At 66.1% G+C, this 20,234-nt stretch carries 19 protein-coding genes; 9 read left to right on the top strand and 10 right to left on the bottom strand.

Translation table 11 applies throughout. The features are described from left to right. Window positions 1–38: 38 nt before the first annotated feature. From AC07PE_RS12410 to AC07PE_RS12390, 5 genes are all read right to left on the bottom strand, one after another. Window positions 39–830, bottom strand: coding sequence for a peptidylprolyl isomerase (locus tag AC07PE_RS12410; protein ID WP_498764702.1), 792 nt, complete (start codon window positions 828–830; stop codon window positions 39–41). 74 nt (window positions 831–904) lie between these two features. Beyond that, a complete protein-coding gene (locus AC07PE_RS12405) occupies window positions 905–1,222 on the bottom strand; it encodes a BolA family protein (RefSeq protein WP_498764700.1) in 318 nt (105 codons plus the stop codon). Further along, window positions 1,219–1,866: a septation protein A gene (locus AC07PE_RS12400; protein WP_498764698.1), complete on the bottom strand. Its 648-nt coding sequence runs from the start codon at window positions 1,864–1,866 to the stop codon at window positions 1,219–1,221. Before AC07PE_RS12400 ends, AC07PE_RS12405 begins: the two co-directional genes overlap by 4 nt. 27 nt (window positions 1,867–1,893) lie before the next feature. After that, window positions 1,894–2,289 carry a peptide-methionine (R)-S-oxide reductase MsrB gene (gene msrB, locus AC07PE_RS12395; protein ID WP_498764696.1) on the bottom strand — a complete coding sequence of 132 codons (396 nt, stop codon included), beginning with the start codon at window positions 2,287–2,289 and terminating at the stop codon, window positions 1,894–1,896. Between the two features lie 28 nt (window positions 2,290–2,317). Further along, window positions 2,318–3,796, bottom strand: coding sequence for a protein adenylyltransferase SelO (locus AC07PE_RS12390; protein ID WP_498764786.1), 1,479 nt, complete (start codon window positions 3,794–3,796; stop codon window positions 2,318–2,320). A gap of 211 nt (window positions 3,797–4,007) precedes the next feature. Here AC07PE_RS12390 and AC07PE_RS12385 point away from each other — a divergent pair, with 211 nt between their 5' ends. Then, window positions 4,008–5,669 carry a 3-(methylthio)propionyl-CoA ligase gene (locus AC07PE_RS12385; RefSeq protein ID WP_498764694.1) on the top strand — a complete coding sequence of 554 codons (1,662 nt, stop codon included), beginning with the start codon at window positions 4,008–4,010 and terminating at the stop codon, window positions 5,667–5,669. Here AC07PE_RS12385 and AC07PE_RS12380 read toward each other — a convergent pair whose 3' ends face one another. From AC07PE_RS12380 to AC07PE_RS12370, 3 genes are read right to left on the bottom strand one after another with little or no spacing between them, the layout of a single operon-like run. Then, the gene (locus AC07PE_RS12380) at window positions 5,670–6,938 is read right to left on the bottom strand and encodes an FCSD flavin-binding domain-containing protein (protein WP_498764692.1); all 1,269 of its coding nucleotides are present in this window, start codon (window positions 6,936–6,938) and stop codon (window positions 5,670–5,672) included. It abuts the gene before it with no gap. Between the two features lie 2 nt (window positions 6,939–6,940). Continuing rightward, the gene (locus AC07PE_RS12375; RefSeq protein WP_498764690.1) at window positions 6,941–7,864 is read right to left on the bottom strand and encodes a quinoprotein relay system zinc metallohydrolase 2; all 924 of its coding nucleotides are present in this window, start codon (window positions 7,862–7,864) and stop codon (window positions 6,941–6,943) included. Then, window positions 7,865–8,656, bottom strand: a complete 792-nt coding sequence (locus tag AC07PE_RS12370; protein ID WP_498764688.1) for a quinoprotein dehydrogenase-associated SoxYZ-like carrier — start codon at window positions 8,654–8,656, stop codon at window positions 7,865–7,867. It abuts the gene before it with no gap. 126 nt (window positions 8,657–8,782) lie between these two features. On the opposite strand from AC07PE_RS12370, the gene AC07PE_RS12365 reads away from it, so the two are divergent. The 3 genes from AC07PE_RS12365 to AC07PE_RS12355 are packed head-to-tail and all read left to right on the top strand — an operon-like array spanning window position 8,783 to window position 11,982. Next, window positions 8,783–9,193 carry a GntR family transcriptional regulator gene (locus tag AC07PE_RS12365; protein ID WP_498764685.1) on the top strand — a complete coding sequence of 137 codons (411 nt, stop codon included), beginning with the start codon at window positions 8,783–8,785 and terminating at the stop codon, window positions 9,191–9,193. Then, window positions 9,190–10,131, top strand: a complete 942-nt coding sequence (locus AC07PE_RS12360) for an ABC transporter ATP-binding protein (RefSeq protein WP_498764683.1) — start codon at window positions 9,190–9,192, stop codon at window positions 10,129–10,131. Before AC07PE_RS12365 ends, AC07PE_RS12360 begins: the two co-directional genes overlap by 4 nt. A 9-nt stretch (window positions 10,132–10,140) precedes the next feature. Next, window positions 10,141–11,982 (top strand): hypothetical protein, encoded by a 1,842-nt coding sequence (locus AC07PE_RS12355; protein WP_498764681.1) that lies wholly within the window; start codon window positions 10,141–10,143, stop codon window positions 11,980–11,982. Between the two features lie 3 nt (window positions 11,983–11,985). Here the strand turns inward: AC07PE_RS12355 and AC07PE_RS12350 are convergent, their stop codons facing one another. Further along, window positions 11,986–12,612 (bottom strand): glutathione S-transferase family protein, encoded by a 627-nt coding sequence (locus tag AC07PE_RS12350; RefSeq protein ID WP_498764679.1) that lies wholly within the window; start codon window positions 12,610–12,612, stop codon window positions 11,986–11,988. A 107-nt stretch (window positions 12,613–12,719) separates the two neighbouring features. Between AC07PE_RS12350 and AC07PE_RS12345 the strand changes: the two genes are divergently transcribed. From AC07PE_RS12345 to AC07PE_RS12325, 5 genes are all read left to right on the top strand, one after another. Continuing rightward, a complete protein-coding gene (locus AC07PE_RS12345; RefSeq protein WP_498764677.1) occupies window positions 12,720–13,541 on the top strand; it encodes a DUF6597 domain-containing transcriptional factor in 822 nt (273 codons plus the stop codon). 21 nt (window positions 13,542–13,562) lie between these two features. Further along, window positions 13,563–14,405: a DUF817 domain-containing protein gene (locus tag AC07PE_RS12340; protein ID WP_498764675.1), complete on the top strand. Its 843-nt coding sequence runs from the start codon at window positions 13,563–13,565 to the stop codon at window positions 14,403–14,405. 6 nt (window positions 14,406–14,411) lie between these two features. After that, window positions 14,412–14,963 carry a GNAT family N-acetyltransferase gene (locus AC07PE_RS12335; RefSeq protein ID WP_498764674.1) on the top strand — a complete coding sequence of 184 codons (552 nt, stop codon included), beginning with the start codon at window positions 14,412–14,414 and terminating at the stop codon, window positions 14,961–14,963. 84 nt (window positions 14,964–15,047) lie between these two features. Continuing rightward, complete coding sequence (locus tag AC07PE_RS12330; protein WP_498764670.1) at window positions 15,048–17,132, top strand: 3-hydroxyacyl-CoA dehydrogenase NAD-binding domain-containing protein; 2,085 nt, start codon at window positions 15,048–15,050, stop codon at window positions 17,130–17,132. Between the two features lie 76 nt (window positions 17,133–17,208). Beyond that, on the top strand, window positions 17,209–18,402 hold the full coding sequence (locus AC07PE_RS12325) for an MFS transporter (RefSeq protein WP_498764668.1): 1,194 nt from the start codon (window positions 17,209–17,211) through the stop codon (window positions 18,400–18,402). A gap of 42 nt (window positions 18,403–18,444) precedes the next feature. On the opposite strand, the gene AC07PE_RS12320 is transcribed toward AC07PE_RS12325, so the two are convergent. Next, a complete protein-coding gene (locus tag AC07PE_RS12320; RefSeq protein ID WP_498764666.1) occupies window positions 18,445–20,148 on the bottom strand; it encodes an MFS transporter in 1,704 nt (567 codons plus the stop codon). Window positions 20,149–20,234: the final 86 nt, after the last annotated feature.

The following is a 20,234-nucleotide window of genomic DNA, read 5'->3' as shown; positions in this document are numbered from 1 at the left end:
AAAACCGGCGGCTGGTGCGCCGCCGGTGATGCAACATCTTACTGCACCTTTGCCTTTTTGACCATTTCCTCTTGGTAGGAGGCCAGCTTCTGCTGGGTCAGGGCATCGGCGATCTGCGGTTTGACTTCATCCAGCGTCGGCAGTTTCGCCTGACGGACGTCGTCCAGCTTGATGACGTGGTAGCCGACCTGGGTCTTGACCGGCTTCTCGGTCACCTGGCCTTTTTGCAGGCCGGTGAAGCCGGCTGCGAATTCCGGCGGGAAGGAGGCCGGTGCTGCCCAATCCAGGTCGCCGCCGTTGTTGGCGGTGCCGGTGTCCTTCGACTGCTTGGCCAGGTCTTCGAACTTGGCGCCGCCCTTGATCTTGGCGATGATGGCGTTGGCGTCGGCTTCGCTTTCGACCAGGATGTGGCGCACGTGGTATTCCTTGTCGCCGGTCTGCTTGGTGAAGCGGTCGTACTCGGCCTTGATTTCGGCGTCGCTGACCGGGTGCTTGGTCACGTAGTCTTTGGCCAGGGCGTTGATCACGATGGTCTGGCGGGCGTTCTCCAGCGCCTGCTTGACTTCCGGATTCTTGTCGTAGCCCTGCTTGACGGCTTCCTGCATCATCACTTCACGGGCGATCAGGTCCTTCTTGATCGCTTCGCGCAGCTGCGGCGAATCGGTTGCCTGGCCCTGTGCCACGACCTGCTTGACCATCTGGTCAGCGCGCGAGGACGGGATGGCCTTGCCGTTGACGACGGCGAGGTTCTGGGCGAAGGCGGACGAAGTTGCGAAGGACGCGGCGATAGCGATCAGGGCTAACAGCAGCCGTGCTGGCTTAAAAGTCATGGTGGTTCCTGTGAGGGGGTTGCTTGGACGAGATTGGATTAGTTCTTGTAATACGTAGCAGATTTTCGAACAGATTACTTAAGACTTCCTGAAGGCAGCTGGCTCGACAGTTCTGATGGTGCAATGGCGGTGATCGCCAGTGCGTGAATGTCGGTATGCATCATACCTTGCACGGCATCATACACCAGCCGATGGCGCATGACGAGCCTCAGACCTTCGAAGCGTTCCGAAACGATTTTCACACTGTAATGGCCGCCGCCGGAGGCCGCGCCGGCATGGCCGACGTGCAGGTGAGAATCGTCGCCGACCTCCAGCCTGGACGGGCTCAGCGCGGCCTGCAGCAGGGAGCGGATGCGCTCGGCGCGCTCGTTGACTTGTTCGCCGGTGCTCATGCGTCCCCCTGGCCCTGCTCCTGCTCCTGGATGTGCTTCGACAGCATCAGGGTCTGGATGACGATGAAGGCAAAGAAGATGCCGGTGACGCCGAACAGCTTGAAGCTGACCCAGGCGCTGAAATTGTCCTTGAAGACGACGAAGGCCATGAACAGGTTCAGCACGCCGACCAGGGCGAAGAAGGTCATCCAGGCGTAGTTGACCTTGGGCCAGACCGATTCCGGCAGCTTGATCTGGGCTTCCATCACCTTGCGCACCAGGTTGTTGCCGAAGCCGACCTGGCCGACGAACAGGGCGAGCGCAAAGGCCCAGTACAGGATGGTCGGTTTCCAGAGGATGAATTTCTCATCATGGAAGTAGATGGTGGCGCCGCCCATCACGGCGATCACGCCCAGCGACAGCCACAGGGTGCCGTCGACCTTGCGGCCGCGCAGCAGCAGGTAGGCGATCTGCAGGACGGTGGCGACGATGCCGACCGCGGTGGCCAGCATGATCGGGGCTTGCGCCGCCGTCACGGCGCCGCCGGATACCAGCCAGCCCAGGGTCTGGGCGGCGAGGGCGTGCGCGGCCTCTTGATTGCCGTCGGCAATCTTGAAGACGGCGAAGAAGAGAATGACCGGGAACAGGTCGAACAGGAATTTCATGCGTATGCAGCTCGTGGAAAATTCGTATTATGCCGGTTCGAAGCGCAGCGCGGCCGAATTGATGCAATAACGCAGGCCCGTGGGCGGCGGGCCGTCCGGGAACACGTGGCCCAGGTGGGCGTCGCAGACCGCGCAAATGATCTCGGTGCGCACCATGCCGTGCGTGCGGTCGACCTTCTCGATCACATTGTCCTGATCGAGGGCGCGGAAGTAGCTGGGCCAGCCGCAGCCGGATTCGAACTTGGCGTCGGATTCGAACAGCGGGGTGTCGCAGCACACGCAGTGGTAGATGCCGTGCTCGTGGTGGTCCCAGAATTTGCCGGTGAAGGCGCGTTCGGTTGCCGCGTGGCGGGTCACCTGGTATTCCATCGGGTCCAGCTGGGCGCGCCATTCGGCGTCGGTCTTGCTCACTTTTTCGGTCATGATCGTCGTTGGTACTAATATGAAGGGGTCAGGAAGAGCAGCTCACTTCGAGGTGGGACGCCCAGTCCGGCGGCAGCGCCGCATAGCTTTCGTTTTCCGGCTGCTCGTCGAAGGGGCGTTCCAGGATCGCGAGCAGCTTGTCGACTTCGGCATAGTCGCCGTTCTGCGCCTTTTCGATCGCGGTCTGGGCCAGATAGTTGCGCAGCACGTATTTGGGGTTGACCCGGTGCATCGCAAGCCTGCGGGCGCCGTCTTCGCTGTTTTCCTGGCGCAGGCGGGCGCGGTAATCGACGGCCCAGGCGTCGAAGCCGGGGCGGTCGAGGAAGAGGTCGCGCAGCGGTGCATCCGCCTCGACGCGGTCGCTGTCGAGTACGTCGACGCGCAGTTCGCCCAGGCGGCGGAAGAACTGGGTGAAGTCGACGCGGTTCTCGTGCATCAGCTTGAACATGGCGTCGAACAGGTCCTTGTCGCCGTCCCGGGTGGCCGTCAGGCCCAGCTTGGCGTGCATGAGTTCGTCGAACTGGTCGCCATAGGCGTCGATATAGCCGTCGAGCGCGGCCTCGGCGGCTTCCTTGTCCTGGATCAGCGGCAGCAGGGCGTTGGCGAGGGCATAGCAGTTCCAGTGGCCGACCGGCACCTGGTTCGAATAGGAATAGCGGCCGCCCTGGTCGGTATGGTTGCAGATATGGTCGACGTCGAAGGCTTCCATGAAGCCGAAGGGGCCGTAGTCGAGCGTGAGGCCGAGGATGGACATGTTATCCGTGTTCATCACGCCATGCATGAAGCCGACCGCCTGCCAGTGCGCGATCATGCGCGCGGTGCGGCGCGTGACTTCGGCCAGCAGCTCAAGGTAGGGATTCGGCGCCACCAGCAGATGCGGATAGAAGTCGCGGATCACGTAGTCGGCCAGGATGCGCAGCTCGTCCTGCTTGCCGCGGTAGTGCCAGTGCTCGAAGGAACCGAAGCGCACGAAGGAGGGCGCCATGCGGGTGACCACGGCGGCGCTCTCGATGGTTTCGCGCACGACCCGCTGCGGCGAGCCGGTCAGCATCAGGGCGCGCGTGGTCGGAATGCCGAGCGCGGCCATGGCTTCAGAGCACAGGAATTCGCGGATCGAGGAACGCAGCACGGCGCGGCCGTCGCCCATGCGCGAGTAGGGCGTCATGCCGGCGCCCTTCAGCTGCAGCTCCATCGGGCCTTCGGGACCGTCCAGCTGGCCCAGCAGGATGGCGCGGCCGTCGCCCAGCTGCCCGGCCCAGTGGCCGAACTGGTGGCCCGAATACACGGCGGACAGGGGTTGCGAACGCGGCGGCACGTGGTTGCCGCTGAAGACGGCGACGAAATCGTCCTGCTTCAGGACTTCCGGATCGAGTCTGACCAATGCGGCGGCCTTGCCGCTGGCCGCAACGAAGTTGGGCGCGGGCAGGGGCGTCGGCATCAGGCGCGTGTAGAACGCGGGCGGCAATTCGGCGAAGGAATTGTCGAAAGGCAGGTCGTCAGCGCGAATGGCGGTTCCTTTATAGTCAGAGCCAGAAGGGGAATTGTCCGGATTCTAACTCACACGGCGCGATTCTAAGTGCGCGCTCGTGTGCGGACCATGCAGCTTACATTCGGTAACCATTGCATCGCGAGCGCGTGGTGCATTGCAGCATCGAAATCCGTTGACGCTTTCCGCACGGTCGTTTCAAACTCAGCCGCAAACATTCCTGGGAGAGAAGATGCAGTCCTATCCGCAGAGCCCCGTCATGGGCCAGATGATGAGCCAGCCGCTGTCGATCTCCAGCATCATTCGCTTTGCTGCGCGGCATTACGGCAGTAGCGAGATCGTGTCGCGCCGCGTCGAAACGGACCTGCCGGACTTGCACCGTTACACCTACCGGGATTGCGAAGCGCGCGCGCGCCGCATGGCCAAGGCTTTGGCTGCGCGCGGCGTCGGCATGGGCGAGCGGGTCGGCACCCTGGCCTGGAACGGCTACCGCCATCTCGAGCTGTATTACGCGGTGTCCGGTTCGGGCGCGGTGCTGCACACCATCAACCCACGCCTGCATCCGGAGCAGATCGCCTACATCGTCAACCACGCCGAAGACCAATACCTGTTCTTCGACCTGACTTTCCTGCCGCTCGTCGAAGCCATCGCGCCGCACTGCCCGGGCGTGAAAGCCTTCGTGCTGATGAGCGACCGCGCGCATATGCCGGCGTCGGCCAAGATTGCCAATCTCCTGTGCTACGAGGAGCTGATCGAGGCCAGCGACGGCAATTACGAGTGGCCGCTGTTCGACGAGAACGCCGCGGCCTCGCTGTGCTACACCTCGGGCACGACCGGCAACCCGAAAGGCGCGCTGTACTCGCACCGCTCGACCGTGCTGCATGCCTATGCCTCGGCGCTGCCCAACGTGCTGAACGTGGGCGCCATCGATACCGTGCTGCCGGTGGTGCCCATGTTCCATGTGAACGCCTGGGGTCTGCCGTATTCCGTGCTGCTGTCCGGCGCCAAGATGGTCTTCCCGGGCGCTGCGCTGGACGGCAAGTCGCTGTACGAGTTGTTCGAGCAGGAGGGCGTGACCTTCTCGGCCGGCGTGCCGACTGTCTGGCTGGGCCTGATCAACTACGCGCTGCAGAATGGGCTGCAGTTTTCGACCTTCCGCCGCACGGTGATCGGCGGCTCGGCCTGCCCGCCCGCGATGATGGACACCCTGATCGACAAATTCAATGTGCAGGTCATCCACGGCTGGGGCATGACGGAGATGTCCCCGCTCGGCACCACCGGCGGCCTGCTGGCCAAGCACCGCAAGCTGCCGGCCCAGGAGCAGCGCAAGATCCTGCAGAAGCAGGGCCACGCCATCTACGGCGTCGACATGAAGATCGTCGACGACGACGGCCAGGAGCTGCCCTGGGACGGCCACAGCTTCGGCCACCTGCTGGTCAAGGGCCCGTGGATCATCGCCAGCTATTTCAGGGGCGAGGGCGGCGACGTCCTGCAGGACGGCTGGTTCCCGACCGGCGACGTCGCCACCATCGACCCGGACGGCTTCATGCAGATCACCGACCGCAGCAAGGACGTGATCAAGTCCGGCGGCGAGTGGATCGGCTCGATCGACCTGGAGAACATCGCGGTGGCCCACCCGGGCGTGCTGCAGGCGGCCTGCATCGGCATGGCGCACCCGAAGTGGGACGAGCGGCCGCTGCTGGTGGTGGTGCGCCGGCCTGGCGTCGAGGTCACACGCGAGGAGCTCCTCGCCTTCTTCGAAGGGAAGATTGCGCGCTTCTGGATGCCGGACGACGTGGTGTTCGTGGACAGCCTGCCGATCGGCGGCACCGGCAAGATCCAGAAGAACAAGCTGCGCGAGCAGTTCAGGGATTACCGGCTGCCGGGGGTCTGATTAACCGAGTGTGTCGGCCCAGATCTGCCGGGCCCACGCATTCGCATCGATTCCTTCCTGCGCCGACGCGCGCTCCGATAGCACGCCGGCTCCTTCGGCCTGCATGCCGTGCTTTGCCGGATCGTAGCGGTAGAGGGTCGAGATGTGCATGGCCTGGTGGTCGTCGATGAAGCTGTAGCAGGTGTTGGCGAAGGCCGGCGCCTGGTCGGGCGCCTCGCCCTGCATCAGCGCCACGACGGCGCGCGCGCAGATCTTGGCCTGAGCGTTCGCCATGTGGGCGGACTTGGGCAGGCCGGCTTCGATGGCATCGCCGAGCACGTGGACCCGCGGCAGGACCTTCGACTCGTAGCTCAGGACATCGACTTCGCACCAGCGCCGCTCCACCTTGGCCAGGCCGGCATCCTGGGCGATGCGCCCGGCCCGCTGGGGCGGAATGATGTTCAGTACGTCCGATCTGACGGTGTCGAAGCCGGTCCTGACGGTTTTCGTCGCCACGTCGACCTGCTGCAGTTCGCTGCCCGGCACGTACTCGATCATGCCGGGATAGAGTTCGCGAAACGCGCGCTCGAACAGCACCCGCTTCGACGTGATCACAGGATTCGCGTCCAGCACCATCACTTTCGAGCGCGGCTTGTGGGTCTTCAGGTAGTACGCGACCTGGCAGGCGCGCTCGTAGGGCGCGGGCGGACAGCGGTAGGGCTGGGGCGGCACCACGATCGTGAAGGCGCCGCCGTCGCGCATGGCCAGCAGCTGATTGTGAAGGATGCGCGTTTGTGCGCCGGCTTTCCAGGCATGCGGAATCTGCTCCAGGGCCTTGGCGAGCATTGGGAAGGCGTCGTAGATGAAGTCGATTCCTGGTGCGACGATCAGGCGGTCGTAGTGAAGCTTTTTACCGTTCACCACGAGCTGCGACTTGTCGGCGTCGATCGCGGTGACGCCGCCGCGCATGAATTGGACGCCATGGTTCTTTCGCAGATGATCGTAGCCGAAGGTGAGCTGCTCCAGTGTTTTCTGGCCGCCCAGCACGCGGTTGCTGACGGGGCAGGAGATGAATTGGGCGTTCTGGTCGACGAGGATGACCTCGATGCGCCCGCCGCTCAGCATGCGCAGGTGCCTGGCCGCCGTCGCGCCGCCGTAACCTGCGCCGACGACGACCACACGTCCCATGCTGCCATGCCGCGCACCGTTGGCTCCAGCGGCGGCCGCCCGCGCGATTGCCGGCCAGGCAGATCCAGCCAGTGCCAACTCGAGAAAATCACGCCTGCGCATGCTCACTCCCATTCCAGCGCCGGATAGATGACATTGACGTTGCGGCGGTTGACGGCGTCGAACAGTTGCCAGCGCGGCCGCTCGGACGCCGCCGCCGTCTCCATGGTCTCGCTTAGGCCGGCGCCGCGCCGGATGGCGGCCCGCACGTCGCGCAGCAGGGTCGTCAGATAGGCGTGCTGCCCGGCGATGGCCCCGTGCTTGTCGCGGGTCACGGGGCCGTGGCCGGGCACGGTCAGGGCGGCCGGCGTCTTGTCCAGCGCGTCCATGGCAGTCAGCCAGCCCTGCAGATCGCCATCGACGGACGGCGTGCGTTCGATGAAGAGCAGGTCGCCGGTCCACAATGTGCCGCTGGCGGTGTCGAACACGCTCAGGTCATTGTCGGTATGCGCCTTCGGCCAGGCTTTCAGCTCGAGCTTCCGGCCGCCGAGGTCGAGTGACAGCCGGTCCTGCATGGTTCGTGTCGCTGCGATCAGCCTGTTCTTGTCGGCCGCGCCGCCCAATTGCGCGCTCAGATTGCGCAGGTAGACGTCACCGCGCGCGGCCAGCGCCGCGGGCAGACGCGCATGGCCGATGTATTGCGGCGGCGCGCCGGCGTCGAGGAAGGCGGCATTGCCGAACAGGTGGTCGGGATGCGCGTGCGTATTGATCACGTAGCGCACCGGCAGGCGGGTGACGGCGCGCAGGGCTTCCTTCAGCGCCTGGCCGACCGCATACGAGCCACCGGTATCGATCACCGCCACAGCCTCGGACCCGATCACGAAACCGATATTCGCGATATCGCCGTCGTAGCCTTCCTCGAAATCCTTGTGCTGGCCGATGTGCACCCAGACGCCCGGCGCGACCTGCTCGACCCGCAGCGGCGCCGCGCCGACGTGGAAGGCTGCAGCGGCGGCCAGCAGCAGGAGCGTGCGGAGCAGGCGCCGCACCTAGCCTCCGACATCCAGCGACTGGCGGAAGGTGCCGCCTTCATTGTCGTGCGCGACGATCTGCAGGGCGCCCGGCTTGTCGGCGAGGAAGCCGAAACGGATGGACGGGTTTTCGCTGACGCCGATGGTGGTGTCCGCCGACATCACCGGCTTGCCGTTGTAGCTGACGTCGATCTTGTCGATGAAATAGGCCGGCCGGAAGCCATGCGAGTTCAGGTCGCGCTGCATGCCGGTCGCCATCGGGTGCCTGATCAGCAGCGTCGCGCGGTTGACTTCGCCCGGCTTGTAGGGCCCTTCGAGGGCCAGCTTCATTTTTCCCGCGCCCACTCGCGCCGCTGCCGCATCGCCGGTGGCCGGGCCGCTGCAGCCGCCCGAGGCCTTGACCGTCACTGCGTTCACATACAGGCGGCCGTCGTTCGATTCGGCCACGACGTGCACCGGCGAGTCGGACTCGAGCCGGATGCGGGTCGAGATTTCCGCCTTGCCGCTTTGGGGGCCGAGGTGGAAGACGGCGGTAAGGGGCACCGGATTGCCGTCGACGAAGATGGAAACCGACTTGATGTACCGCTTGTCGGTCATCGGGTGGTCGATGCTGAAGGCGAAAGGCACCTGCTCGCCGCTGGGTGCGCGCGTGGGCGCCGTCAGGCGGATGAAAGGCGCGGGTTCCAGGGTCTTGCCGCGGTAGTAGGATGCCTGCAGGCTCGGCCAGCCCGCCTCGGGCGTCTCGGCCGCAGCCGTCACCGGACAGGCGAGGCAGGCCAGTGCGGCCAGGCTGAAGAGAAAATGATCCATGGATGTGGGCCTCCATACGGATTCGCTGTCACATCCACTATAGCGCAATTCGCCCTGTGATTAACATCTTGACCACGGCCCGGCCCGGTGCTACTGTACTATCTGTCCTAGTACAGTGAGTGCCACATGAATCGACGTGCTCCCCTGATGCTGCAGATCGTCACCGGCGATCCGCGGCCCATCATCCGCCAGATCGCCGACGGCATCAAACGCCTGGTCGCCGGCGGCGAGCTGCTGCCGGGCGATGTGCTGCCCAGCGTGCGCGGGCTGGCCCAGCAGCTGTCCGTCAACCCGAACACGGTCGCCAAGGCCTATGCCGAGCTGACGGCCGAAGGCTGGCTGCTGTCGCGCGCCGGCCTCGGCCTGTTCGTCGCCGAGCAGCGCCAGCGCCTGTCGGACGCCGAGCGCGAACGGCGCCTGGACGAGGCGGTCGACCGCTTCGTCGGCGACGTCATCGGCCTCGACTACCCCAGCGACACCATCCTCGACCGCGTCGCGGGCGAGCTTTCCCACTACGCCACCAAGAAAACCGCATGAGCGACTATCTCAGTGATTACGTGATCGAAACCGAAGGCCTGTGCCTGCGCTACAAAGGCAAGCTGGCCCTGAATCACCTGAGCCTGCGCCTGCCGCGCGGCGGCATCCACGCCTTCGTCGGCGCCAACGGGGCCGGCAAGTCTTCGCTGTTCCGCGTCCTGCTGGGCTTCGAGCCGGCCGGCAGCGGCAGCGCGCGCGTGCTGGGCCACGACTGCGCCACGCTGACGCCCGCCGTGCGCGGCCGCATCGGCTTCGTCAACGAGGAGCACACCCTGCCCACCTGGATGCGCGTGCGGGACCTGATGCGCATGCAGCAGCGCCACTATGAAGCCGCCGGCGCACAGCCCTGGAATGCGGCGCGCTACGACGAGGTGCTGTCCCACTTCAACGTGCTGCCGGCGCAGCGCGTGGGCGAGCTCTCGCGCGGCGAGCGCGCCGGCCTGAACCTGGCGCTGGCCTTGGCCCAGTGCCCGGAGCTGCTGATCCTCGACGAGCCGACCCTGGGCCTGGACGTGGTCGCCAAGCGCGCCTTCCTCGAGGCCATGCTCCAGTCCAGCGTCGACGACGGTTCCACCATCGTCTACTGCTCGCACCAGATGGACGAGATCGAGCGCGTGGCCGACAACCTGGTCATCCTCGAGCGCGGTAGCCTGCGCTACATGAGCGGCCCGGACGACTTCTGCGGCCGGGTGCAGCTGTGGGTGGCCGAATTCCCGTTCAAGGCGCCGGAGCTGCGCGACCTCGAGGGCGTGCTGCAGGTGCAGCAGCTCGACGGCCTGACCCATGTCGTCACCTTCGACCAGCACGACGGACCGGCTTTCGAGGCGCGCCTCAAGCTGCTGGGCGCGCGCCGCGTGCAGGCCATGCCGCTGGGCCTGGACCGCGCCGTGAACGCTTTTCTCTCCCACGGACATGCCGGCGCCCGCCGCGCCGCTTGAGGATTCACGATGACCGAACTTTTCCTTTCCGAGCTGCGCCGCTTCCGCAATGCGGCTCTGATCTACTTTGCCGCCAGCCTGGTGCTGGTGTCGGTGTTGAACCAGTTCGTCGATATCGCCACCGCCCAGCGCGAGGTGCATATCGTGATGCTGCTTCTCTATTCGCTGTCCGGGCTGGGCTTCGCGCTCTACCAGTTCGGCAGCTACCGCCAGCCCAGCCGCTGGATCTGGCTGCAGCACCGGCCGCTGCACCGCGCGCAGATCCTGGCGGGGATCGCCCTGGGGTCGGTGGTATTGATCGCGCTGGCGATGGCGCTGCCGCTGTTCATCCTGCTGGGTCTGCAGGATTATTTCACCCTGCGCGTGGTCGACACCCGCCATTACGCCGGCATCGGCTACCTGGCCCTGTCGACGATATCGAGCTGGCTGGCCGGCGCCTACATCATGCTGCACCGCAGCCGCTGGGCCTTCGTGATTCTGGTGTTGCCGATCCTCATGACCATGCACCTGGCGCGCTTCGAGACCATGCTGGCGCTGGCGCTGGCGTGCAACGGCGTGCTGCTATTCCTCGTGTACACGGTGTTCCGTCCCAACCGCAGCAGCGGCGACGATGCGCTGACGATCGTCGCCTCGGCCGTGCCTATCCAGCTGAGTTTCTACATCGCGCTGCTGTGGGGCGGCTCGACCCTGTTCCAGGTGGGGCAAATGGCGACCGGCATGCACCCGCTTGCGGACGGGCAGGTGCGCGCCGGCGGCCTGGTGGAGGCCAGGCGCTTCGACTCGCGCGAAGTCCTGCTTGCCGGCCTGGCGGACAGCACCGACCCGCGCGCGCCCGCCTTGCGCGCCGGCGTGGAAGCAGGCAAGGGGATTTCCCTCGGGCCGAACGTCTACCAGTACGCGGTGCGCAACCTGGTCTCGACCCGCGGTGCGCTGCAGGTCTTCGACGACCATCAGCACAACTGGACTTTCAGTCACGACCGCATGATGTACAGCGGCCTGCATCGCCGCACCGGCGCTACCGCCGGCTGGCTCGGTGCCGGCGGCAGAGGCGATGCGCTGCCCTTCGATTCGCAGCCGGTACCGATCACGAACCAGCGCCGCGGCTATCTGGTGACCGCCCACGACATGTACGAGCTGGGGCAGGGCGGCATGGCACTGCGCCACCTGCTGCACGTGGAGGGCGCCGAGCAGCTTGGCGGCGGTATCGCGACGCTCGGTTCGCGCACCGCGCTGCTGACCAACCGCCGCGTGCTGGTGTTGCAGGACAGCGGCGGTCAGCCGGCGAAGCTCGCCGAGATCCCGCTGCCGGTGCCCTTCGGCGACCTGGAACGGGTCGAGTCTGCGCAGCTGGCGGACAGCACCCTGGTCAGCTTCGTCGCCGGCAAGCGGCGCTACGACGGAGTAGTGGCCACGCCGCAGATCACCTACGTGGTCGACGGCGCCGGCCGCGTCACGGAAGTCGGCCGGCGCGAGCTGGCGCACGATTTTCCGGTCCTGTTCGAGCACAAGGACTGGTGGGTGTCGCCGGTGCTGAACGCGGTGGTCAGCCTGCCCGGGATCCTGATCGAGAAAGGCGTGGTGCCCGATCACGCCGCCAGCCGCTTCGCGCCGCTGCTGCTGCCGCGTCCCGCGCCGGCGTGGACGGCGACCATCGTGCTGGCGCTGGCCGCTGTGCTGGGGGCCGTCTGGTGGACCCGCCGTGCCAAGCTGGGTCCGCGGGCACGCCTGGCCTGGTGCCTGGCCTGCCTGCTGGTGGGCGTGCCGGCGCTGCTGTCGCTGATGGTGCTGCAGCCGCGCGCGGCGCGCGGGTTCGCGGCGGCGGCGCCTGCGGCTGCGAAGGCGGCGGCCTGAAGATCAGGCCGCCTGCGCCGCCGCCAGTTCGGCGTCCAGCGCCGTCACGCGCTGCACTGCCGGGCGCGCATTGAAGCGCTCCAGGTACTGCGTGATTTCGGGCAGCTCCGGGACCAGCTTGAAAGCGCTGGTCCAGCCCAGCGCATAGCCCCACAGGACGTCGACGGCCGTAAAACGCTCGCCGAGCAGCCAGGGACCGCGGCGCAGCTGCTGCGTCAGCGTGGACAGCATGGTGTCGTAGTCGCCGTAGGGGCAGGTCGAGAAGGGCGCCGGCTCGCGCTTCATGGCCAGGTCGACCACCGCCGGTTCGAAGCAGTTGCCGTAGAAGGCCATCCAGCGCAGCCAGGGGCCGCGCAGCGGGTCGTCCAGGGCGGGCGCCAGTGCGGCTTGCGGGAACAGGTCGGCCAGGTAGATCATGATGGCGGCCTGCTCGGTGACCAGCACCTCGCCGTTGAGGATGGCGGGCACCTTGCCCATCGGGTTCACTTCCAGGTAGCGCGGGGTGTGGGTGTCCTGGGCTTTCAGGTTCACGGTCTCCAGCGTGTAGGGAGCGCCCAGCTCTTCGAGCAGGATGCGGACGGCGCCGGAGCGCGAGTGGGGAGCGTGGAACAGGGTGATGGCGCGGTTCATGGAATCCTCGTGCGATTGTTGGGACCTCCAGCATAGGGCGGTCAAAACTTGTCGTCTTGGAAAAACGCGAATGCTAGAATCATGGCATCGACCCCGATGAGCACCCGATGAACGCACCGGCCACCGTCCAGGACCGCCCGAAAGGGGTGGTCGCGCCCTCGCAGGCGCGCAAGATGTTCCGCATGGAGCGCTACCTGCCTCCGCCCGAACTCGCCCCCTTCCTCGACCATTTCTGGGTGGTGGAATGGGACCTCGGCGATCAGCCGCCCCATGTGCAGCGCACGCTCCCGTATCCCTGCGTGCATTTGGTGTTCGACAGCACGCCGGACGGCCGCTGCGGCATCTGGGGCGTGCCCACCGGCGCCTTCGACTACGAGCTGAAAGGCGCCGGCAAGGTCTGCGGTCTGCGCTTCCGGCCCGGCGCCTTCCGCGCCTTTATCGGGCGGCCGCAGCACAGCATCGCCGACCAGGTGCTGGCGCTGTCCAGCGTTTTTCCCTGGATTGAGGCCGAGGCCAGGCGCGCCGTGCTGGAGACGCCCGACGACGCGGCGATGACGGCCGCCGCCACCCGCCTGCTGCTGCCATTGCTGCCGGCGCCCGATCCGCAGGTCGAGCGCATCGCCGCCATTTTGCGCCAGGCCGAAACGACGCCGGGCCTGACCCAGGTCGAGCAGCTGGCCGAGCATGCGGCCATGGGCGTGCGCAGCCTGCAGCAGCTGTTCAGCGAGTACCTCGGCGTCAGCCCGAAGTGGGTGATCCGGCGCTTCCGCCTGCACGAAGCCGCCGACCGGCTGGCCAACGGCATCGAACCAGACCTGGCGGCGCTGGCCCACGAGCTGGGCTACTTCGACCAGGCCCATTTCAGCGCCGATTTCCGCAAGCTGGTGGGCGAGTCGCCCGCGCAGTACCGCAAGCGCGCACGCGCCTGACCCTTACCATCATCCACGCCCATGCTCTCAGCAATCGACAGCTTCCTGATGGACGACCGTCCGCGGTCCCTGGCCGGCCTGCGGCGCGGCCTGGTCGAATTCTTCTGGTTCGGGATCAAGGAGGCGCGCGCCTGCCTGTTCGTCGGCCTGTTCTTCGCCGCCATCTTCCTGATGCCGCGCGGCGGCCTGCTCGGCATTCCGCGCTACGACCTGCTGCTGGTGGTGGCGATTGCGATCCAGCTGTGGATGGTGCGCGTGAAGCTGGAGACCTGGGACGAGCTGAAGGCCGTCTGCCTGTTCCACGCGGTCGGCTTCGCGCTCGAAGCCTTCAAGGTATCGGGGAATATCCAGTCCTGGAGCTACCCGGACTTCGGCTACACCAAGGTCTTCGGCGTGCCCCTGTTCTCGGGCTTCATGTACGCCGCCATCGGCAGCTACATCGTGCAGGCCTGGCGCCTGCTGGACATCCGCGTGCGCCATCATCCGCCGTACTGGATGGCGACCACGATCGCGGTGCTGATCTACGTGAACTTCTTCACCCACCACTACATCGGCGATTACCGCTGGTACCTGGCGGCCTGCGCGCTCGGCCTGTATTCGCGCACGACGGTCGTGTTCCGGCCGCTCGACCGCGACCGCCGCATGCCGCTGATGCTGGGCTTCGTGCTGACCGGCTTCTTCATCTGGATGGCCGAGAACATCGGCACCTTCTGGGGCGTGTGGCGCTATCCGAACCAGCTGGGCGCATGGTCGGCGGTCCACATCAGCAAGTGGAGTTCATGGTCGCTGCTGGTGATCATGACCTTTACCATCGTGGCGAGCCTGAAGCATGTGAAGGCCAAGATCCATATTGCACAGGATTGATTTAACGTGACGCAAAACGATAAAGCGAGTGGCCTCCGCGCCGGCGCGGCGCCGCGGACCATTGACACCGGACGCCTGATCCTGCGCCCCTTCACCCTCGACGACGCCGAAGCCTGGCTGCCGCTGATCACGCTGCCGGAGATCATCCGCTACACCGGGGACGTGCCGGTTGCGTCGGTCGAGGAAGCGCGCGAGATCCTGCGTACCCGTCCGCTGCGCGACTACGCCGTGCATGGTTATGGCCGCATGGCGGTCATCGAGAAGAGCAGCGGACGCCTGGTCGGCTTCAGCGGGCTCAAATACGTCGAGGCGCTGGGCGCGGCCGACATCGGCTACCGCTTCCTGCCGGATTGCTGGGGCAAGGGCTATGCCACCGAGAGCGCGCGACCGCTCATGGCATATGGTGCAGGCGAACTGGGCCTGGAACGCATCGTCGGCACCGTCCACCCGGAGAATCCGGCTTCCGGCCGCGTGCTGGAAAAGCTCGGTCTGCGCTACGAGCGCTTGCTGGAACCGGACGAAAATGGCGTGCCCTTTCTGCTGTATGGGACGGCATAGCACGAAATAACACGACCGTACTTTTAATCGGTTATAGTGTTCGCTGCCTTTCCAATATACCTATATCAAGTCTAAGGGAGACCCATGAGCGCCGATTACCAGGTCCAGAACCATGCCGCCGTCATTACCTTGAACAACCCGCCGGTCAACGGCCTCGGACTGGCCACGCGTACCGCCGCCGTCGAGGCGCTGCAGCGCGCCGAAGCCGATCCGGAGGTCAAAGCCGTGGTCATCACCGGCGCCGGCAAGGCCTTCTCGGGCGGCGCCGACATCCGCGAATTCAATTCGCCGAAAGCCCTGACCGAGCCGACCCTGCACACCCTGATCCGCACCGCCGAAGGGCTATCGAAGCCGGTGGTCGCCGCGATCCACAGCGTCTGCATGGGCGGCGGCCTGGAACTGGCGCTGGGTTGCGCCTACCGCGTGGCGGTGCCGGGCGCACAGATCGCGCTGCCGGAGGTGAAGCTGGGCCTGCTGCCGGGCGCCGGCGGCACCCAGCGCCTGCCGCGCGTGATCGGCCTGGAGGCGGCGCTCGAGATGATCGTCTCCGGTAATCCGGTGCCGTCCGAGAAGTTTGCCGGCACGCTCTTCGACGAAGTGTTCCCGGCCGGGACCGACCTGGTGCCGGCTGCCGCCGAATTCGCGCGTAAGATCGCCGACGTGCGTCCGCTGCCGAAAGTCCGCGACCGCAAGGTCGAACACGCGGACGCGGAGGCCTTCCTGAACGCCGCGCGCGCGAAAGTGAAAGCCGCGGCCGGCGCCTTCCCGGCGCCGCTCGAATGCGTCGAGACCATCGCCGCCGCGGTCAACATGCCCTTCGAGGAAGGCTGCAAGTTCGAGCGTTCGCGCTTCATCCACCTGACCCAGACCGTCGAATCGAAGGCGCTGCGCCACTCCTTCTTCGCGGAGCGCGCCGCCGGCAAGATCCCCGACGTCCCGGCCGATACGCCTGTCCGCGAGATCAAGTCCGCCGCCGTGATCGGCGCCGGCACCATGGGCGGCGGCATCGCGATGAACTTCGCGAACGCCGGCATCCCGGTCACCATCCTCGAGACGAAGCAGGAGCTGCTTGCCAAAGGCCTGGCCACGATCCGCAAGAACTACGAGAACACGGTCAGGAAGGGCAAGCTGACCGCTGAGAAGTGCGAGCAGCGCATGGCGCTGGTGAAGGGCACGCTGGCGTATGAAGACATCGCTCAGGCCGACATCGTGATCGAAGCCGTGTTCGAGGACATGGGCGTGAAAGAGACCGTGTTCCGCCAGCTGGACGCCGTGATGAAACCGGGCGCGATCCTGGCGTCGAACACCTCGACCTTGGACCTGAACCGCATCGCCGGCTTCACCCAACGCCCGCAGGACGTGATCGGCCTGCATTTCTTCAGCCCGGCCAACGTGATGAAGCTGCTGGAAATCGTGCGCGGCGCGCAGACCGGCAAGGACGTGCTGGCGACCGCTCTGGCGCTGTCGAAGAAGCTCAAGAAGACGGGCGTGGTGTCCGGCGTCTGCGACGGCTTCATCGGCAACTGCATGGTCGAGCAGTACATCCGCCAGGCCGGCTTCCTGCTGGACGAAGGCGCGCTGCCGCAGCAGGTCGACCAGGCCATCGAGAAGTTCGGCTTCGCCATGGGACCTTTCCGCATGGGCGACCTGGCCGGCAACGACATCGGCTGGTACATCCGCAAGCGCCGCTACGTCGAGATGCCTGATGTGGCCTATTCGAAGACCGCCGACCTGCTGTGCGAGCAGGGCCGCTTCGGCCAGAAGCTAGGGGCCGGCTGGTACGACTACCAGGCCGGCGACCGCAGCGCGCATCCGTCGCAGCTTGTGGACGACATGATCGTCCAGCATTCGAAAGACCTCGGCGTCGAGCGCCGCGCGATTTCGGACGAGGAGATCGTCGAGCGCCTGGTCTATGCGCTGGTGAACGAGGGCGCGAAGATCCTGGAAGAAGGCATCGCACTGCGCGCTTCGGACATCGACATGGTCTACCTGGCCGGCTACGGCTTCCCGCTCTACCGCGGCGGACCGATGTTCTATGCCGACACGGTGGGTCTGCCGGCCGTGCTGGCCGCGATCGAGAAGTATGCGCGCGGCTACCATGGCGAGGCATGGGCGCCGGCGGCCCTGCTGCGCAAGCTGGCGGAAGAGGGGCGCGGTTTCAACGCCTGAGCGGGCGGCTATGCCCTTGATGCGGGCATGGATTGCTCCATGTTAGGCTCGGTGTCCCGACGATACCGAGCCTCACGTGAAAAATGCCCTCCTGATCGCGACCGCCTGCCTGCTCGGCCTGCTGTCGACGACCGGCGCTTCGCTGCCTTATCCTATCCTGCCGCCGCTGTTCGTGAACGGCGGCGCGGACGGTCTCACCAACTTCCTCGGCCTGCCGCCCAAGCTGCTGTTCGCCGTCGCCCTGATGGTCAATCCGGTCGGGCTGCTGATCGGCACTGCCGTCCTCGGTTCGCTGTCGGACCGCTTCGGCCGCCGGCCCCTGCTGCTGTGGACCGCGGCCGGCGCCGCGATCGGCCACGTGCTGACGGCCTGGGCGCTGTCCGTGCATTCCTATCCGCTTTTCCTGGCGGCGCGCTTCGCCACCGGCCTGCTCGAAGGCCAGGGCGCCATCGTGCGCGCCATGCTGGCCGATAATCTGCAGGGCTCGATACGCAACCACGCCATGTCCTGGCTGAACGGCTGCTTCACCCTGGGCTGGCTGTTCGGGCCGCTGCTGGCCGGGCTCACCATCGGTTTCGGCATCACGGTGCCGTTCTATATTGCCGCTGCCGCGCTGCTGCTGGGCACGGTGCTGGTGGCGATCACGCTGCGGCGCGAGACGTTCGGCCACGGGCCGGGCTGGTGGGCGGTGGCGCGCGAGCGCCATGCCTTCAACCTGCTGCGCCACGACGGCCTGCGCATGCTCTTCATCGTCCAGCTGGCCTATACCTGCGGCGTGACCGCCTTCTACGAGTTCTATCCGCTGTGGCTGGTCGAGGTCGGCCGCTACGATACGCGCGCGATCTCGCTGGTCAACGTCGGCATGTGCGGGCTGATGAGCTTTACGGCTGTTTTTGCCGGACGGCAAAATCGTGACGAGCCACTGCGCCGCGCCGCCTTTCTGGCCCTCGGCGTGGCGCTGGCGATCGCCTCGCTGGGTACGGGCCAGCTGTGGATCGGCCTGGCCGGCATCATGCTGTTCGGTCTGCCGCACGCCTGCTACAACGCGGTGATCCAGGTGTGGGCGGCAGACCGCTTCGGCGGCCACGGCCAGGGCGCGGTAATGGGCCTGCTGTCGACGACCTTCTGCCTGGCCAACATCCTGATGGCGGCGGCGGGGGCGGTGCTGACCCTGTTCGATACCCGGCTGGTGCTGGTGGCGGGGGCCTTGTTGACGGCCTGGGCGGCGTTCAGGATGCGCAGCTGGAGCCGCGTACCGCAGCCACAATGAAAAAAGCCGCCCGAAGGCGGCTTTTTTGCACACGCAGGCCGGTCAGTCGGCCGCGTAGATATTGTTGTCCTTGGTCTCGCGCAGGAACACCAGCCCGATCACCACGGTGATTGCCGCGATCACGATCGGATACCACAGGCCGTAGTAGATGTCGCCCTTGGCCGCCACCAGCGCGAAGGAGATGGTCGGCAGCAGGCCGCCGAACCAGCCGTTGCCGATGTGGTAGGGCAGGGACATCGAGGTGTAGCGGATGCGGGTCGGGAACATCTCGACCAGCATGGCCGCGATCGGGCCGTAGACCATGGTCACGTACAGCACCAGCACGAACAGCAGCAGCACGACCATCGGCTTGTTGATGCCGGCCGGGTCGGCCTTGGCCGGATAGCCGGCTTCCTTGACGCCGGCGCCCAGGTCTTTCTTCAGTGCGGCTTCGCGGGCCTTGCTGGCCTTGTCGAAGTCGCGGCCGCTTTCGTTCATGGTGGCGTTGAAGGACGGGTAGACCTTGTCGCCGATGTGGACGGCGGCGATGGTGCCGGCCGGCGCCGGCTGGATCGTGTAGCTGACCGATGCGGCGGTCAGCTGGGCGGTCGCGATGTCGCAGGAGGACGGGAATTTCTCGGTGCCGGTCAGCTTGAACTGGAAGTTGCAGGACGCCGGGTCGGCCACCACCACCACCGGCGAGGTCGCCAGGGCGTTGGCCAGCGCCGGGTTGCCATAGGTGGTCAGGCCCTTGAACAGCGGGAAGTAGGTCAGGGCCGCGATCAGGCAGCCGGCCAGGATGATCGGCTTGCGGCCGATGCGGTCCGACAGCGAGCCGAAGAAGATGAAGAAGGGCGTGGCCAGGGCCAGCGCGACCGCCAGCATGATGTTGGCCGGCGCCGGGTCGATCTTCAGGGTCTGGGTCAGGTAGAACAGGGCGTAGAACTGGCCGGTGTACCAGACCACGGCCTGGCCCATCACGATGCCCAGCGCCAGCACGGCGTACTTGGCGTTATTCCATTTCAGGAAAGCTTCAGACAGCGGCGCCTTCGAGGTCTTGCCTTCCGCCTTCATCTTGGCGAAGGCGGGCGACTCGTTCATGGACAGGCGGATCCACACCGAGATGCCGAGCAGCAGGACCGAGACCAGGAAGGGAATGCGCCAGCCCCAGGCGTCGAAGGCGGCGGTGTCCATCGAGGTACGCACGCCCAGGATCACCAGCAGCGACAGGAACAGGCCCAGCGTGGCGGTGGTCTGGATCCAGGCGGTGAAGTAGCCGCGGCGGCCTTCCGGCGCGTGTTCGGCGACGTAGGTGGCGGCGCCGCCGTACTCGCCGCCAAGGGCCAGGCCCTGCAGGATGCGCAGCGAGACGAGGATGATGGGCGCCGCGATGCCGATCGAGGCGTAGCCGGGCAGCAGGCCGACCACGAAGGTCGAGCCGCCCATGATCAGGATGGTGACCAGGAAGGTGTACTTCCGCCCGATCATGTCGCCGAGGCGGCCGAACACGAGCGCGCCGAAGGGGCGCACGATGAAGCCGGCGGCAAAGGCCAGCAGGGCGAAGATGAAGCCGGTGGTGGGATCGCCGACGCCGGTAAAGAACTGCTTGGCGATGACGGCGGCAAGCGAGCCGTACAGGTAGAAGTCGTACCATTCAAAGACGGTGCCGAGGGAGGACGCGAAGATGACCTTGCGTTCTTCCCTGGTCATTCCGCCAGCGGAAGGCGCTGCCTTGCCGCCTGCTGCCATGCCGGGTGTGATAGCCATTGTAGTCTCCGTAATGAGTTGTAATGTTCAATGGATAGCCGATATTTACGCCAGCTACGGCAGCGACTCTGCACCGCGAAACTTAC

Source organism: Telluria sp. GW821-FHT07G12 (assembly GCF_059418525.1).
Note: the sequence above shows the minus strand (reverse complement) of the source record. Positions and strands in the feature narration are given on the sequence as shown.